Below are 15,634 nucleotides of genomic sequence, written 5' to 3' on the forward strand. Positions count from 1 at the left end.
CCGCGGCACCGGACCGCACCCGTTCTCAACGAGGAGAGCACGTGTCCCAGGACGCTTACGACTACGACGTCATCGTCGTCGGATCGGGCTTCGGCGGTTCGGTGACCGCCCTGCGCCTGACGGAGAAGGGCTACACCGTGGGCGTCCTGGAGGCCGGCCGCCGTTTCACCCGCGAGTCCCTCCCCAAGAACTCCTGGGACCTCAAGAACTACCTGTGGGCACCGAAACTCGGCATGTACGGCATCCAGCGCATCCACCTGCTGGGCAACGTCATGGTCCTGGCCGGCGCGGGCGTCGGCGGCGGCTCCCTCAACTACGCCAACACCCTCTACGTCCCGCCGAAGCCCTTCTTCGACGACCCCCAGTGGCGTGACATCACGGACTGGCAGGAGGAGTTGGCGCCGTACTACGACCAGGCGCGCCGCATGCTCGGTGTCCGGCTGAACCCGACGATGACCCCGTCCGACGTGCATCTCAAGGCCGCCGCCGAGCGGATGGGCGTCGGCGACAGCTTCCACATGGCCCCGGTCGGCGTGTTCTTCGGGGACGGCGAGGACGCCGACGGCGCCTCGAAGGCCAAGCCGGGCGAGCAGGTGTCCGACCCCTACTTCGGTGGCGCCGGCCCGGACCGCAAGGCCTGCAACGAGTGCGGCGAGTGCATGACCGGCTGCCGGCACGGCGCGAAGAACACCCTCAACGAGAACTACCTGTACCTCGCCGAGAAGGCGGGCGCGGTCGTACACCCGCTGACGACGGTCGTCTCGGTCACGGACGACTCGCAGGGCGGCTTCGCGATCGCCACCCTCCCCACCGACGACCGCCGCAGGACGAAGGGCCGGACCTTCAAGGCCCGTCGAGTCGTCCTCGCGGCCGGCACCTATGGCACCCAGACCCTGCTGCACCGGATGAAGTCGGGCGGCCAACTTCCGTACCTGTCCGAGAGGTTGGGCGAGCTGACCCGCACCAACTCGGAGGCCCTGGTCGGCGCGCAGACCGACGACCGCCGCTACCGCAAGGTGACCGGCGAGGCGAAGGTCGACTTCACCCGAGGAGTGGCCATCACCTCGTCCATCCACCCGGACGACAACACCCACATCGAGCCGGTCCGTTACGGCAGGGGCTCCAACTCGATGGGCAGCCTGTCCATCCTCCAGGTCCCGTACGCCGAGGGTTCGTCCCGGGCCCTGGCCTGGCTGCGGAACGCGGGCCGCCACCCGCTGCTGGTCCTGCGCTCCCTCTCCAACCGCCGCTGGTCGGAGAAGACCATCATCGGCCTCGTGATGCAGTCGCTGGACAACTCCCTGACGACGTTCCTGAAACCGGACGGCGTCGGCAAGGGCCTGCTGACCGCCCGCCAGGGACACGGCTCCCCGAACCCCAAGCAGATCAAGGCGGCCTCGGAGGGTGCGTCCGCCATCGCCGCCGAGATCAACGGCTTCGCCGGCTCCAACGTCGGTGAACTGATGGGCACCCCGCTCACCGCCCACTTCCTCGGCGGCTGCCCGATCGGCTCCTCCCGCGAGAGCGGCGTCATCGACCCGTACCACCGCCTCTACGGCCACCCGGGCATCTCGGTCGTCGACGGTGCCGCGGTCTCCGCGAACCTGGGCGTCAACCCGTCCCTGACCATCACGGCCCAGGCGGAGCGGGCGATGTCGTACTGGCCCAACAAGGGCGAGGCGGACCCCCGTCCGGAGCAGGGCCGGTCCTACGAACGCCTCGAGCCGGTCGAGCCACTGGCACCGGCCGTCCCGGCGGACGCGTTCGGCGCGCTGAAGCTGCCGTTCCTGGGGATGCCGACCGTACCGCCGAAGAAGTAGCCACGGCCGACCCACCGTGAACGTCGGACCGTGGACATGGAGAAGGACCTGCACCCCCCTCCGAGCGCAGGTCCTTCTCTGTTCTTGCGGTAAGCCTTGCTGAGCCCGAAGCCCGAAGCCCGAAGCCCGAAGCCCGAAGCCCGAAGCCCGAAGCCCGAAGCCCGAAGCCCGAAGCCCGAAGCCCGAAGCCCGAGCCCCGAGGGCTTACGCCTCGGCCCCGGCCTTCCGGCGACGGACCACGAACACCGCACCCGCACCGGCGACGATCGCGACCCCACCCACGAGGCCGATCACCGGCAGTGCCGAGCTCGAACCGGTCTCGGCGAGCGAGCCGGTGGCGGAGACCTGGCTGACGTCGGTCAGGTCCGTCTTGCCGCCCTGCGGCTTGGCGTCGTTGGGGTCACCGGCGTCGGAGCCGGCGGCGAGGATGTTGAAGAAGTAGAACCAGCCGTTCGGGTCGTCGGCGATCCAGCAGCCCTCGTCGTCCGCGTACTCGGCGAAGCCGACAGTCAGACCGAGCGAGTCCGGCACCTTGCCGCTGACGCTCAGCCGCAGCTGGTACGAGACCGATCCGCCGGCGTCGAGAGAGAACGCGGGGAACGTGCCGCCCTCGCCGGCCGCGTTCGCGACGGTCTGCCAGGTGTGGGAGGACTTGTCGAAGACCTGGACCGTGATCTTGCCCGAGTAGTCCTTCTCGTCGTCCCAGCCGATCGCGGCGACGCCGATCAGCGGCTTGATGTCCTTGATCTCGTCGTCACCGCGGTTGGACACGTTGAACGAGAACCCGGTCCAGCCGCTGCCGGCGACGATCGTCTCGGGCAGCCCCGACAGGCCGCTGTGCAGGTCGGCGCTGAGTTCGGCGGTGCTGCCGCCGTCCTCGTCGGTGCAGAGCTCGGGGTCGTCGGCGGGCGTGCTCACGCTGACGCTCGGCGACGGGGAGGAGACCGGGGAGCTCTGGTCGCCGGCCGGGGTGCTCGCGTCGCCGGCGGGCGTGCTCGCGTCGTCGGCGGGAGTGTTGTCGTCGGCCGCGGGCGTGCTGTCCTCGGCCACCGGGGTGGTCTGGTCGTCGGCGGGTGTGCTGTCGTCCGCGGCCGGGGTGCTGTCCTCGGCGGCGGGGGTGCTCTGGTCGGCGGCGGGCGTGGTGTCGTCCGCGGCCGGGCTGCTCGTCGAGGTGGTCGGCGTCCCGTCCGTCGCGAACGCGGCCGGAGCGGAGAGCAGGGTGAGCGGGGCTAGGACGGCGGTTGCCGCCGCTGCCACCATGGCACGACGAAGCTTCATGAAGACCTCGGGAATCCGATGTGCTGCGGTCTCGCAGCAACGTGGGAGAGGCCTCCGCGTGTGGGGCGCGGGAGTGGCCCTTGGTTCGCCGTGTTTGATCAGTGAAGGGTGTGAATGGTTGCCTCCACTTTCACGGATTTCTTATGTGGGCTGAGTCACACACCGGATCTCCTTGTGAATGCGCTTTCACACCGTCTAGAACTGAGCGTCGTGTCTGACAAGCCGTCCGAGGACCCGTCCTCGACACCGGAGATCCCCGACGACGTCTGGGAACAGTTCGCCCGCGACACCGAACGGGACATTCGCGGCTCGGCCCCGAAGGAGCCCTCCGCCCGCGCCCGCCTCGTGACCGAGCGGCTGCGTCAGCAGGAGGCGCGCGGTGAACTGCCCGAGGGGTGGCGCACGGGCCCGGCCCACCAGGGGACGAAGGGACGGGCCGGCCGAAGTCGCAGGCTGTGGACCGTCATTGGCGTCGCCGTCGCTGTCGCCGTGGCCGTCGTCGCGATGAAACCGTCGCTGCTGCCGGGCGACCCCTTCGGCTCGGGGTCGCCGGAGTCCGCCGCGGCTTCGCCCCTGCCCGCGGAAACCGCGGCTCCGACCGCGCCCCCCGCCGCCACGGACCCCGAAACCCCCACGCTGGACGAGCCGTTCGCCGGTTCTCCGGCTCTCACGTGGGCCGACGGAGCGTCCGGCATCGTCCTGCCGGAGGCGACCGCCCTCGGCCGGATACCCGAGGACCGGGTCGCAACGGCGCTCCAGTTGACCAAGAAGCTGCTGGTCGGATCCAACCTGGACCCGAAGACGGTACGCGGCGAACGCCCCGTGGCCGCCCTCGCGATACTCGACCCGAAGCAGCCGGAGTTGTTCGACGACCTGAACCGGTCCCTGCGCACGCCGGACAAGGATGACGACCCGCTGAGCATGTTCAGCCGCTTCGACCCCGCCGAGGTGCGACTCGTCTCAGACGTGATCAAGACCCGCGGCCGGATGACGTTCAAGAAGGGCGATCAAGGCGGTGTGGCCGTGCGCGCCGACTACACCTTCGTCTACCCGGTCGTCCGCACCGACGGTTCGGTCGAGGTCACCCGCACCATCGTGCGCCGCGTCCTGGAGGTCGAACTCCTCGACCCCGCCCGCTACGTGGCCACTCCCGACCGCCTGAACGTCCTGCACCGCGACCGCGACGTCGGCAACACGGCCTGCGGGATCCACGACGGCTATATGCACCCGCAGTTCCCGTCGGCCGCCCCCACGGGTGACCCGGCGACCGGCCCGACCGCGGATCCGTACGACCGCAGCCGCGAGCTGGGAGCCGACGGGGCGGGGCAGTGCGGAACGGCGTCGCGGACCTGACGCGCGGCCCGTGCACGGGCGGGGACTCCGGGCATGCGAAGGGCCCCGCGGGACGGAGCCGCGGGGCCCTTCTTCGGTCAGCACCGACGTCAGGGCAGCGCCGGTGCCTGGTAGCGGCGCCGGGGGGTAGCGCCGCTGGTCCGAGTGCCCTGGTTGTCCGAGTGCACCGGGTCGGCGACCCGGCGCGTGCGGGGCGCGTGAATGGTCTCGACCTTTGGCACTGGGGCACTGGTCTCATGCGGTTGTGGGTGGCGGGACTTGGGGGCTTTCTACGCATCGTGCTGGATGGCAGCGGCCTCCGCAACCGTTTGACCCGGTCTCGCTGCTTCTCCGGTATTTCTCTTGTACTTCTCTTGTTTTTCCGTCGGTCGGCCCCGGGCGTCCCCGGAGCCGGCCGTTCTCTTGGGTGACCGAGCTGCTGTCCCCTGCCGTCCGGTCACTTACCTGGAGCGAGGTCCCACGACGCACAGCACGATCCGTACGTCTCATCGCTCCAGTGAGCCACGCGTGGTTCTTTCGGGCCCGCCCCTGGCTGGCACGGACACCACACCAACGAAGCTCCGCTCGTCCCGGTCACGCGCCGTACGGGTGAGAGCCGGACCGAACTCAGATGCGACCCCGGCACAGTTCGAGGAGGGTCATGGCGAGAGAGGTGCCCGGCCTGCCCAGCGCCTCGCTGTAGTGGTTGAGGATGTCCATCTCGCGGGAGAGGTTCACCCGTCGGCCGCCGGAGGTGATCCGGGCCTTCTGGACGACCGCGGACACGGCCATCCGTTCCTGGATCAGACCGATGATCCGGTCGTCCAGGGCGTCGATGCGTTCGCGGGCACCGGTGATCACCTCGGCGGCCTCGGTGGTGTGGGCGCCGGTCTTCTCGGCAGCGGTGGCGGTCATGTCGGGGGCTCCTCGTCGGACGGGGCGGATGCGGCGCCCCGGAGCGGCAGGACCCGGGAAACGACAGGCGCCCCGGGCCTTGTCGGCCCGGGGCGCCTGGGAAGTCGCTTGTCAGTTGCTCAAGCAGCACGACCATGGCAGCCGGTGGGCCGGTTGCCATAGGTAAAGAGGAAGGTCGGGTGCGTGAGCATGGGCGTCAGTATGCCATGGGTATCCGGGCGGCGGCCCCCTCCCACCCCGTTAGAATCGGAACCACAGACCCCCGCCCGACCGCCGGAAGGCACCCCGTGTCATCAGCGACCCCCGCCCCCGACACCGTCCTGGTCGTCGACTTCGGCGCGCAGTACGCCCAGCTCATCGCCCGTCGTGTCCGCGAGGCCCGGGTCTACAGCGAGATCGTGCCGAGCACCATGCCGGTCGCTCAGATGCTCGCCAAGAATCCGGCGGCGATCATCCTCTCCGGCGGCCCCTCGTCGGTGTACGCGGAGAACGCCCCCCGCCTCGACCGCGAGCTCTTCGAGGCCGGCGTCCCCGTCTTCGGCATGTGCTACGGCTTCCAGCTGATGGCGACGGCCCTCGGCGGCACCGTCGACAACACCGGCGCCCGCGAGTACGGCCGTACGCCGCTGCATGTCAGCAAGTCCGGCTCGACCCTCTTCGAGGGCACCCCGGACGAGCAGTCGGTGTGGATGTCCCACGGCGACGCGTGCAGCGCGGCCCCCGAGGGCTTCACGGTCACCGCGTCCACGGACGTCGTCCCGGTCGCCGCCTTCGAGAACGACGAGAAGAAGCTGTACGGCGTCCAGTACCACCCGGAGGTCATGCACTCGACGCACGGCCAGCAGGTGCTGGAGCACTTCCTGTACCGGGGCGCGGGCCTGACCCCGAACTGGACCACGGGCAATGTGATCGAGGAGCAGGTCGCCGCGATCCGTGAGCAGGTCGGCGACAGGCGCGCGATCTGCGGTCTGTCCGGCGGTGTGGACTCCGCGGTCGCCGCCGCCCTCGTCCAGAAGGCCATCGGTGCCCAGCTGACCTGCGTGTACGTCGACCACGGCCTGATGCGCAAGGGCGAGACCGAGCAGGTCGAGAAGGACTTCGTGGCCGCGACCGGCGTCCAGCTGAAGGTCGTCGACGCGGAGGAGCGGTTCCTCACCGCGCTCAAGGGGGTCAGTGACCCCGAGGAGAAGCGGAAGATCATCGGCCGGGAGTTCATCCGGGTCTTCGAGCAGGCGCAGGTGGAGATCATCGCGGACGAGGGTCCCGAGGTCGCCTTCCTGGTGCAGGGCACGCTCTACCCGGACGTGGTCGAGTCCGGCGGCGGCACCGGCACCGCGAACATCAAGTCCCACCACAACGTGGGCGGACTGCCCGAGGACCTCGAGTTCCAGCTGGTGGAGCCGCTGCGCCAGCTGTTCAAGGACGAGGTCCGGATGGTCGGCCAGGAGCTCGGCCTGCCGGAGGAGATCGTCCAGCGTCAGCCGTTCCCCGGCCCCGGCCTGGGCATCCGTATCGTCGGCGAGGTCACCAAGGAACGCCTCGACCTGCTCCGGGACGCCGACGCCATCGCCCGCGAGGAGCTCACCGCGGCCGGCCTGGACCGGGACATCTGGCAGTGCCCGGTGGTCCTGCTCGCGGAGGTCCGCAGCGTCGGCGTCCAGGGCGACGGCCGCACCTACGGCCACCCGATCGTCCTGCGCCCGGTGTCCTCCGAGGACGCGATGACCGCCGACTGGTCGCGGCTGCCGTACGACGTGCTCGCGAGGATCTCGACCCGGATCACCAACGAGGTCGCGGACGTCAACCGGGTGGTCCTCGACGTGACGTCGAAGCCGCCGGGCACCATCGAGTGGGAGTGAGCCCCCTTCTGGGGATCAGGTCCGCCTGAGGGTCCGCACCGGCTCTCCGGGGTGCCAGACCTCGACGACCAGATACGTGTCGTCCTCGACACAGGTCCGTGCGACCTCCGTCAGCTCGGTGCGGAAGAGGTGGAACGGCTGCGGCGGTTCCACCTCTTCGATGTACCCCGCCCTCTCCTCCGGGTCCCGCACCTCGATGGCCCGACCGCTGATCCGGACATCGCCGCCGCCCATGCCGGTGCCTTCCCCGGGGTTCGTCTGGAGCGCGAAACGCGGGTCGCGGCGCAGGTCGAGGGCCTTGAGCGAGTTCGGCATCATGCCCAGCCACAGCTCACCGCGCAGAAAGCGCACCTCCAGACCGGTGGTGCGTGGTGAGCCGTCCCGGCGCAGGGTCGCGAGGGTGTGGTGCGTGAAGGCGGCGAAGCGATCCTCGACCGTCCTGGCGAGATCGGGTTCCGCGGAAGAGAAACCCGCCCAGTTCGTAAGAGCGTCCATATCGGCCAGTCTCGCGTCGATACCCGACATCTTCTGTCGTGTATTGCTTGCGCGCGTCATCTTTACAAGTTGGCGCTGTTCACTTGCACTGACCGAGGGTAACTTCCGCCTTTAACCCCACCCAGTGCTGGAGGACGACACATGCACGGGACGCCCGAAGCCGGGCCCACACCGCCGACGCCGCTGCCGACCGACCGGCTGCGGTTCGCGATGCCGCCGATGCACGAATCGCTGGACGACGAGCGGAGGCATCGAAAGGAGCGGCTCGCGGGCGCGCTGCGGATCTTCGGACGACTCGGCTTCGAGGACGGGGTCTCCGGACACATCACCGCCCGTGACCCGGAGTACAGCGACTGCTTCTGGGTCAACCCGTTCGGGATGCCGTTCAAGCACGTCACCGTGAGTGACCTGGTGCTCGCCAACTCCGACGGGCAGGTGATCCAGGGCAGCTACCACGTCAACCAGGCCGCGTTCACCGTGCACGCCCAGGTGCACGCCGCCCGCCCCGACGTCGTCGCCGTCGCCCACTGCCACTCGGTGCACGGCCGGGCGCTGTCCGCGCTGGGCGACCTCCTGGACCCCATCACCCAGGAGAGCTGCGCCTTCTACGAGGACCACGCCCTGTACGACGCCTACACGGGGGTCGCCGTCGACGCCGACGAGGGCCGCCGTATCGCGGGCGCCCTCGGCTCCCGCAAGGCGCTCGTGCTGCGCAACCACGGCCTGCTGACGGTCGGCGACTCGGTGGACGCGGCGGCCTGGTGGTTCCTGTCCCTGGAGCGGTCCTGTCAGGTCCAGCTGACGGCGAAGGCGGCCGGACGGCCCATCCTGATCGACCACAAGATGGCCGTCGCCACCCGGGAGCAGCTGGGCGGGGACCTGGTGGCGTGGATCAACTACCAGCCGATGTGGCAGGACATCAGCAGGAGCGAACCCGACCTGCTGTCGTGACGGGGGTTCCAGAACCCGGTGACGGGGTGGTTCCAGAACCCTGTGACGGGGTTCCGAAGCCCTTCTGACGGGTGGTTCAGAACCCGCGCAGCACCGCCGCCTTCGTCATCGCGAACTCCTCGTCCGTGAGCACCCCGTCCCGGTGCAACTCGCCCAACTCCCGCAGCCGTCGCAGGAGTACGTCGTGATGGTCGGCGGGGGGCCGCTCGCCCGCCGCGGGCCGGGGCAGGGCGGGGCGGCGCCCGTCGTCCTCGACGGCGGCGCGGGTGGAGGGGTGCGGCAGCCTGGCCGTGACGGCGGCGGCGACGATCGCCGTGAGCAGGTCACGTCGGGCGCTGCCCCACAGGTCCAGGGCGTACGGGTCCTTCTCGGGCGGCAGCTTGGAGAACGCGGTCTCGCGGGTCGCGAAGCGCAGAAAGCCGTCCTCGTAACCGGAGTTGGGCAACCACTCGACCTCGACGACGTCCTCGATGCCGATGATCCGCGGACCGGTGGCCCGCTTGACCCGGTCGGAGGTGTCGGACCAGTCGATCCGCACCTGGGTGCCGTCGAAGGAGACCGTGCCGTCCGAGGAGCGCACCGAGACCGGGACCGGCGGCCCGGGCAGGAGATAGGTCTTGGCCGGCTCGTGCGGGATCTGGTCCAGCAGGAGGGAGTGGCGGATCTCCTGCGCCACGTACTCGGCGACGCCGGCCCGGTCGACGTCCACCAGCAGCCGGTACGGGTCGGCCGGATCGGGCAGCCGTCCGCCGGTCGCCTGGAGCAGCGGGTCGGCTCCCTCACGCAGCCGCATACGCAGCCGTCCACGCTTGCGTTCGGGTTCGAAGACGACCCCCGCGATGGCCTCCACAGGTACGGCGATCTCCCCGTACGTCTGCCGGAACAGCGGCACGGAGCGGTGCAGACCCGGCGTGATCCGGACCGTGCTGCCGTCGAAGGCCCAGGTCCCGTCGCGCTGGATGATCTCGGCCATGGGGAAATTCTCGCAGCCGGGTCAACACGCCGGTGGGCACGTCACCCCGCGCTGACCAGACCTCGCGGATTCGGACGGTGCCGGGTAGGGCACAATTCGCTGTCATCGTAGGGGAGTTGCGGGGCTGGGAAGGCGGACGTCGGACGTGGCGGTGCAGGAGGCCAGACAGGGCGCGGCAGGGGGCGCGCGGGCAAGCGCCCAGGGCGGTCACGGAGGCGGTTGTACCTGCGGGGACTGTCCGCACGGGGCGCGTGCGGGGCACCGGCAGGCGGTCGCCGCGTTCGTGCTGAAGCGGGACGGGTTCGCGGTGGGGGAGGGGCTGCCCGCCGGCGTCGCCCACTCGGCCTCGGCCTCCCGGCAGTGGGTCTCGGAGGAGCTGACCCAGTCCGCGGAACTCGTCGCCGAACGCGGCCGGGCCGAGGGCGAGGCCTGGCTGGCCCTGCTCTGGCGCCGAACGGCCGTCGTGGTGTGGACGCCGGTCGTCCTGCTGCTTCTTGTACAGGCGCTCACCGCGATCGGCGCGGGCTGGACGGCCGCGCGCACGGCCGGACTGCTCTCCGCCTTCCTGGTTGCCGGGGCGCTGACCGCAGCCTCCTGGTTCCACCGGAGACGCGGCGGTGCGCTGGCCCCGGTGATCGGGGAGGACAACCGTCTGTCCACCTCCCGTGCGGTGGCGGTGGGTTGGGTGCTCTTCGTCGCCTACGCCGTGCTCGTCCTGGTGGGCCGCCTGGCCGCCGCCTCCGACCACACGGAACGCGAGACGCTGATCTCCGGGCTCGAACTCTCCCGTGGCGCGGGCGTGGTGACCGTACTCGCCGTGGTGTGCGCCATCGCCGTGCTGGTGCGCCGCGTCGTCGGGCTGCGGGTGCTCGGACAACGGCTCCAGAAGGTACGTGCCGACCGGCCGAGGGCGGCCGACCTGCTGACGGACGACGCGGGCCGGGGCGCCTTCGCGGACATCCAGTACGTCGTCATCAGCACGGTGGCCCTGCTGTTCGCGGCGGTACGGCTCGCCCGCCGCCCGGACCAGCTGCCGGACCTGCCCTGGGGGCTGGCGGTGGTGGTGCTGGTGTCGGCCGGGACCTACCTCGCCGGGAAGTACGCGGAAGGCGGCCGCCCGGTGATCCTGTCCGTCGTACGGGCCCGCGAGGCCGGCGACCTGGACGGGCCGATCCGCACCGGCGACGACGTCGAGATCCGCGGCGCCGGATTCGTCCCCGCGGGCGGCCGGCACGCCGACCGGCTGTCCCGCATGGTCGTCCGGATCGGCGCGGTCAACGTGCGCGTCCCCCTCGTGCCGGTCACCGGAGGCTTCAGCAACCCGACGGACGCGGTGCTCACCGTGCCGGTGCCGGCGGATGTGGAGCCGGGCCGGGTGGCGGTCCAGGTCGTCACCGCGGCGGGGGCGGAGACCAACCGGTACGAGATCGACGTGACCGAGTAGGCGTCGCCTCCGCCCATTTCGGAGAAACTGGTCAGGACAGGATTGAGCGCGACTCCCCTGTCGTACGTATCGTCTTTCAAGGGGTCACTGCACGGCAGGCGAGAGGCGGCTTGGAGCGATGACTCACAGCATGCGCACGGACACGCACTCCCCTTATCTCGACGGCGGCGACTGGCATGACACCGCCACCCGTTACGCCCTGCTCCCGCTCCGGATCTTCCTCGGCGTCACCTTCGTCTACGCCGGACTGGACAAACTCACCGACAGCGCCTTCCTGAAGGACTCCGGCTCCGGCTCCATCGGCGATCTGATGCGTACCGTCCGCGACTCCTCCGCCATCCCGGCCCTGGTCGACCTGGCTCTGAAGAACCCCGTCGACTTCGGCTACGCCATCGCGTTCGGCGAGATCGCCGTCGGCCTCGGCGTCCTGGTCGGACTGCTCACCCGGCTGGCCGCGTTCGGGGGCGCGCTGATCTCGCTCAGCCTGTGGCTGACCGTGAGCTGGGGCTCCGACCCGTACTACTACGGCAACGATCTCGCCTACCTGATGGCCTGGATCCCCCTGGTGCTGGCCGGCGCCTCCGTCCTGTCCCTGGACTCGGCCCTGCGCTCCCGACGACGACAGCGGTCCGGGGCCTACCGGTAGCCGCTACGGCTACCGGCAGCCGGTAGCCGTAGCCCTGCGGCGGCGCAGGGACGCGGCGGGGCGGGACGGGTCAGTGCGGGGCGGCGTCCGTCGGTGTTCCGCTGGGTTCCGTACGGCCCGCTCCCCGGCGTCTGCGTATGGCCCGGCTCAGGAATCCGACCGCGCCCGCCAGGAACAGGCCACCCACGACCAGCGGGATCACGGCGAACCACGGCGTCTCCCAGAGGCCGCCGGCGTCACCCGCGTAGATGACGCCCGCGAGGGCCAGGAAGAAGCCGGCGACGAACCTTCCGGGCTGGAACTCATGACGCTGCACGGCTCACCTCCGCCTGTCCCACGCCCACCTGGAGGTCGAGGTCGATCGTGCCGGTGTTCCTGACACCGGGGTCCGGTGTCAGGGTCAGCTGCTTGTACCTGCCCGGTGCCACGTCCACGTCCTTCTCCTTGTCACCCGGCAACTGGATGTCGCCCACCCCCACGTCGATCTGCATCTTCACCGTGACGTTCGGGGGCACGATCACCCGCACTCGGCCCACGCCCACCTCGACCTCCGACTCCAGCATCTGTCCCCCGGCGAGCCGCAGCCCGGTCAGATCCAGGGTCCCGACGCCGGTGCCCAGGCTGTACTTCCGCTGCAGGTCCGCCTCCGCGGCGGGCCGCCACGTCGTGCGCATCCAGTGCGTGTCGATGTTCTCGGGCAGCGCGGTCGAGCCGGCCAGCAGGCCCGCCGTGATGATCGCCACGAAGATCGACCCCGCGCCGGTGCGCCCCCGGAACGCGCTGATCGCGATGCCGACGCCGAGCACGGCGAGCGCGTAGGCCAGACCGTTCTGCAGGCTGGTGCCAAGTGCCTGGTCCTCCCACGTCGTCCCGGTGCCGAGTACGCCGGCCAGGAGGGCGAGGACGAAGACCCGGCCGCCGATCCCTCGGGGGCCGCGCGGTTGCGGCGACCGCGTGGGCGGGGTGCGTATGGCCTGGCGTTCGGCCCATGTGGTGCCGAGGCCGATGTTGACGGCCGCGGCGATGTCCCGGTCGTGGGAGTCTTTCGGGCCCCACAGATAGCCGGTGCCGCCCACGTGGGTGCCGTCCTTGACGATGGGGTCCCGCCACCAGGACGGGTAGGCGGCGGGCACCGGCGGCGCCTGGGCCTCCGGCGGGGCGTCCGCGACGGCCTGTGCGGCCAGTGGGTCCGTGTCGGGCGTGCCGCGATGCCGTGACCAGTAGCCGGCACCTGCGAGGAGCAGCGAGACGACGACGGCGAAGGCCAGCACGCTGCCGTTGTTCAGCAGCGTCAGGAAGACCCCGCACCCGACCAGCGCGAACAGTACGGCCGTCAGTGCCTGGCCGTCGACGCGGCCGGTGAGGAGTTTGCGGACCTCGTTCTCCTCCTCGTCCTCGAACGGGACGAAGAGCCACACGAAGCCGTAGAAGAGGAGGCCGATGCCGCCGGTCGCGGAGAGCACCGCGAGGGTGATCCGGAAGATCACCGGGTCCATGTCGCACTGCCGCCCGAGCCCCGCGCACACCCCGGCGAGCATCTTGTGCCGCCGGTCGCGCCGGAACTTGCGGGGGAGCTCGGGGGGGCCGGAGTTGCCGGAGGAGCTGAGGCCCGCGTCGGGCCCCGCGCCCGCGTCGGACCCGGTGCCCGCGTCGGACCCCTCGCCCGCGTCGTGCACGGAGTCCGCGGCGTGCTGGTGCTCTGTCATGTGTCCATGGTGACGGGCGAGCCCCCGCAGCGGCAGTCGGTACGACCCTGGCCGGACCCTGATATCGCCCCTGAGCCGGTGCCCGGGAGGTGTTCGACGGGCGCGCCCGTGCCGGGCCGTCGAAGATCAGGGGTGTCTCCGGGGACAACCCTGATGCCCCGGCCCGCCCGTCGTGTGACCATCGGTGCCATGCCGGAAGCCGCAACTGCGCCCCTCGTCGAACCGCGGCCGCCGCGCAAGCTCTACCGCAGCAGCGACGGACGCTGGCTCGGTGGCGTGGCGCGGGGGCTCGCCGGTCACCTCGGGCTGCCCGTGATCTGGGTGCGGCTGGTCTTCGTCGGCCTGTTCATGGCGGACGGCCTCGGCGCCCTGCTGTACGCCGCGTTCTGGTTCTTCGTACCCCTCGGCGTCGGCGGCGTCGGCGGTCAGAAGCCGCCGTCCCTCGTCACCACCGAGACCTTCTCGGACGGCCGCCGCAGACTCGTCGCCCGCAGGCCGGACAAGGGCCAGATCGTGGCCCTGCTCCTCATGGTCGTCGTGGCCATGGTCTTCGTGGGCAACGTGAATCTCGGCAACGGCGCGAAGGCCTACCTCTGGCCGATCGTCCTGGTCGGCGCGGGCGTCGCCCTGGTCTGGCGCCAGGCGGACAACGCCCGCCGGGCCCGCTGGGTCGAGGCCGGCCGCCGTCGGCGCACGCTCACCCTGCTGCGCGCGGGCGCAGGCGTGCTGCTCGTCACCGCCGGCGCCTCCGGCATCTTCGTCCTGCAGGGCTCCGCCGCCCACCTCGGCTCGGTCCTCCAGGCGGCCCTCGCGGTCCTCGTCGGGATAACGCTCCTCGCCGGCCCGTATCTCGTGCGCATGACCCAGGACCTCTCCGAGGAGCGCCTGATGCGCATCCGTGCCCAGGAGCGCGCCGAGGTGGCCGCGCACGTCCACGACTCGGTGCTGCACACCCTGACGCTGATCCAGCGCAACGCGGAGAACGCGGGCGAGGTGCGCCGCCTGGCCCGCGCCCAGGAGCGCGACCTGCGCACCTGGCTCTACAAACCCGAGGGCACCGGCAAGGACGAGGCCGACGAGCCCACCACCGTCGCCGACGCGGTGCGGCGCAACGCGGCGGAGGTCGAGGACAAGCACGGCGTCCCCATCGAGGTCGTGGTCGTCGGCGACTGCCCCCTCGACGACAGAATCGGCGCACAGATGCAGGCCGCACGCGAAGCTATGGTGAACGCGGCGAAGTACGGTGGCGAGGGCGGCGCCGTCCAGGTCTTCGCCGAGGTCGAGGGAAAGACGGTCTTCGTGTCCGTCCGCGACCGCGGCCCCGGCTTCGACCTCGACTCGATACCCGCCGACCGTATGGGCGTCAGAGAATCGATCATCGGCCGCATGGAGCGCAACGGGGGTACGGCGCGACTGCGCGCGGTGCCGGACGGCGGCACGGAGGTCGAGCTGGAGATGGAGAGGGCGGAGACGTCATGAGCGACTCGACCGAGGAGAACGGCACGGCGGGAACGGCGGAGGCCTCCGGCGCGGGTGCGGACACGCGGCACGTGCGCGTGGTCCTCGTCGACGACCACCGCATGTTCCGTACGGGCGTCCAGGCCGAGATCGGCCGGACCGAGCAGACCGGCGTCGAGGTCGTCGGCGAGGCCGCGGACGTCGACCAGGCGGTCACGGTCATCACCGCGACCCGCCCCGAGGTGGTTCTCCTCGACGTCCACCTCCCGGGCGGCGGCGGCGTCGAAGTCCTGCGCCGCTGCGCCCCGTTGATGGCCGACGCCGAACAGCCCGTCCGTTTCCTCGCCCTGTCCGTGTCGGACGCGGCGGAGGACGTGATCGGAGTGATCCGGGGCGGCGCGCGGGGCTACGTCACGAAGACGATCACCGGAACGGATCTCGTCAACTCCGTCTTCCGCGTCCAGGAGGGCGACGCAGTCTTCTCCCCACGACTGGCCGGCTTCGTCCTGGACGCCTTCGCCTCCACCGACGCCCCACCGATCGACGAGGACCTCGACCGCCTCACCCAGCGCGAACGCGAGGTCCTGCGTCTGATCGCCCGCGGCTACGCCTACAAGGAAATCGCCAAGCAGCTCTTCATCTCCGTCAAGACGGTCGAGTCCCACGTGTCGGCGGTGCTGAGGAAGCTCCAGCTGTCGAACCGGCATGAGTTGACGAGGTGGGCCACGGCGCGACGGCTGGTGTGACGGTGAACTGA

14 protein-coding genes are annotated in these 15,634 nt (G+C 70.8%); 8 read left to right on the plus strand and 6 right to left on the minus strand.

The annotated features are described in order from the left end of the window. Nucleotides 1–41: 41 nt before the first annotated feature. Nucleotides 42–1,820 (plus strand): GMC family oxidoreductase N-terminal domain-containing protein, encoded by a 1,779-nt coding sequence (locus tag OHA64_RS29425; RefSeq protein ID WP_405618049.1) that lies wholly within the window; start codon nucleotides 42–44, stop codon nucleotides 1,818–1,820. 204 nt (nucleotides 1,821–2,024) lie between these two features. Here OHA64_RS29425 and OHA64_RS29430 read toward each other — a convergent pair whose 3' ends face one another. Then, nucleotides 2,025–3,098 (minus strand): LAETG motif-containing sortase-dependent surface protein, encoded by a 1,074-nt coding sequence (locus OHA64_RS29430; protein WP_405618052.1) that lies wholly within the window; start codon nucleotides 3,096–3,098, stop codon nucleotides 2,025–2,027. A 210-nt stretch (nucleotides 3,099–3,308) separates the two neighbouring features. Here OHA64_RS29430 and OHA64_RS29435 point away from each other — a divergent pair, with 210 nt between their 5' ends. Beyond that, entirely contained in the window at nucleotides 3,309–4,451 is a 1,143-nt protein-coding gene (locus OHA64_RS29435) for a hypothetical protein (protein WP_405618054.1), read from the plus strand. Between the two features lie 606 nt (nucleotides 4,452–5,057). Here the strand turns inward: OHA64_RS29435 and OHA64_RS29440 are convergent. Continuing rightward, nucleotides 5,058–5,345, minus strand: a complete 288-nt coding sequence (locus OHA64_RS29440; protein WP_405618056.1) for a chorismate mutase — start codon at nucleotides 5,343–5,345, stop codon at nucleotides 5,058–5,060. 287 nt (nucleotides 5,346–5,632) lie between these two features. On the opposite strand from OHA64_RS29440, the gene guaA reads away from it, so the two are divergent. Continuing rightward, nucleotides 5,633–7,204: a glutamine-hydrolyzing GMP synthase gene (guaA, locus tag OHA64_RS29445; RefSeq protein ID WP_405618059.1), complete on the plus strand. Its 1,572-nt coding sequence runs from the start codon at nucleotides 5,633–5,635 to the stop codon at nucleotides 7,202–7,204. Between the two features lie 15 nt (nucleotides 7,205–7,219). Here guaA and OHA64_RS29450 read toward each other — a convergent pair whose 3' ends face one another. Beyond that, the gene (locus OHA64_RS29450) at nucleotides 7,220–7,699 is read right to left on the minus strand and encodes a pyridoxamine 5'-phosphate oxidase family protein (RefSeq protein ID WP_405618061.1); all 480 of its coding nucleotides are present in this window, start codon (nucleotides 7,697–7,699) and stop codon (nucleotides 7,220–7,222) included. Between the two features lie 141 nt (nucleotides 7,700–7,840). Between OHA64_RS29450 and OHA64_RS29455 the strand changes: the two genes are divergently transcribed. After that, complete coding sequence (locus OHA64_RS29455; RefSeq protein ID WP_405618063.1) at nucleotides 7,841–8,650, plus strand: class II aldolase/adducin family protein; 810 nt, start codon at nucleotides 7,841–7,843, stop codon at nucleotides 8,648–8,650. 76 nt (nucleotides 8,651–8,726) lie between these two features. Here the strand turns inward: OHA64_RS29455 and OHA64_RS29460 are convergent, their stop codons facing one another. Next, nucleotides 8,727–9,623, minus strand: a complete 897-nt coding sequence (locus OHA64_RS29460) for a DUF4429 domain-containing protein (RefSeq protein WP_405618064.1) — start codon at nucleotides 9,621–9,623, stop codon at nucleotides 8,727–8,729. A 145-nt stretch (nucleotides 9,624–9,768) separates the two neighbouring features. On the opposite strand from OHA64_RS29460, the gene OHA64_RS29465 reads away from it, so the two are divergent. Together OHA64_RS29465 and OHA64_RS29470 are read left to right on the plus strand one after the other, a co-directional pair. Next, nucleotides 9,769–11,067, plus strand: a complete 1,299-nt coding sequence (locus OHA64_RS29465) for a hypothetical protein (protein WP_405618066.1) — start codon at nucleotides 9,769–9,771, stop codon at nucleotides 11,065–11,067. 118 nt (nucleotides 11,068–11,185) lie between these two features. After that, a complete protein-coding gene (locus OHA64_RS29470) occupies nucleotides 11,186–11,713 on the plus strand; it encodes a DoxX family protein (protein WP_405618068.1) in 528 nt (175 codons plus the stop codon). 70 nt (nucleotides 11,714–11,783) lie between these two features. Here the strand turns inward: OHA64_RS29470 and OHA64_RS29475 are convergent, their stop codons facing one another. Both OHA64_RS29475 and OHA64_RS29480 read right to left on the minus strand, forming a co-directional pair. Beyond that, nucleotides 11,784–12,029, minus strand: a complete 246-nt coding sequence (locus tag OHA64_RS29475; protein ID WP_405618070.1) for a hypothetical protein — start codon at nucleotides 12,027–12,029, stop codon at nucleotides 11,784–11,786. Continuing rightward, complete coding sequence (locus OHA64_RS29480) at nucleotides 12,016–13,419, minus strand: PspC domain-containing protein (protein ID WP_405618072.1); 1,404 nt, start codon at nucleotides 13,417–13,419, stop codon at nucleotides 12,016–12,018. Before OHA64_RS29480 ends, OHA64_RS29475 begins: the two co-directional genes overlap by 14 nt. 189 nt (nucleotides 13,420–13,608) lie before the next feature. Between OHA64_RS29480 and OHA64_RS29485 the strand changes: the two genes are divergently transcribed. Together OHA64_RS29485 and OHA64_RS29490 are read left to right on the plus strand one after the other, a co-directional pair. Continuing rightward, complete coding sequence (locus OHA64_RS29485) at nucleotides 13,609–14,898, plus strand: PspC domain-containing protein (RefSeq protein WP_405618074.1); 1,290 nt, start codon at nucleotides 13,609–13,611, stop codon at nucleotides 14,896–14,898. After that, nucleotides 14,895–15,623 carry a LuxR C-terminal-related transcriptional regulator gene (locus OHA64_RS29490; RefSeq protein ID WP_405618077.1) on the plus strand — a complete coding sequence of 243 codons (729 nt, stop codon included), beginning with the start codon at nucleotides 14,895–14,897 and terminating at the stop codon, nucleotides 15,621–15,623. Before OHA64_RS29485 ends, OHA64_RS29490 begins: the two co-directional genes overlap by 4 nt. Nucleotides 15,624–15,634 lie beyond the last annotated feature (11 nt).

It is taken from the genome of Streptomyces sp. NBC_00076 (genome assembly GCF_045041235.1).
Classification (GTDB): Bacteria; Actinomycetota; Actinomycetes; order Streptomycetales; family Streptomycetaceae; genus Streptomyces.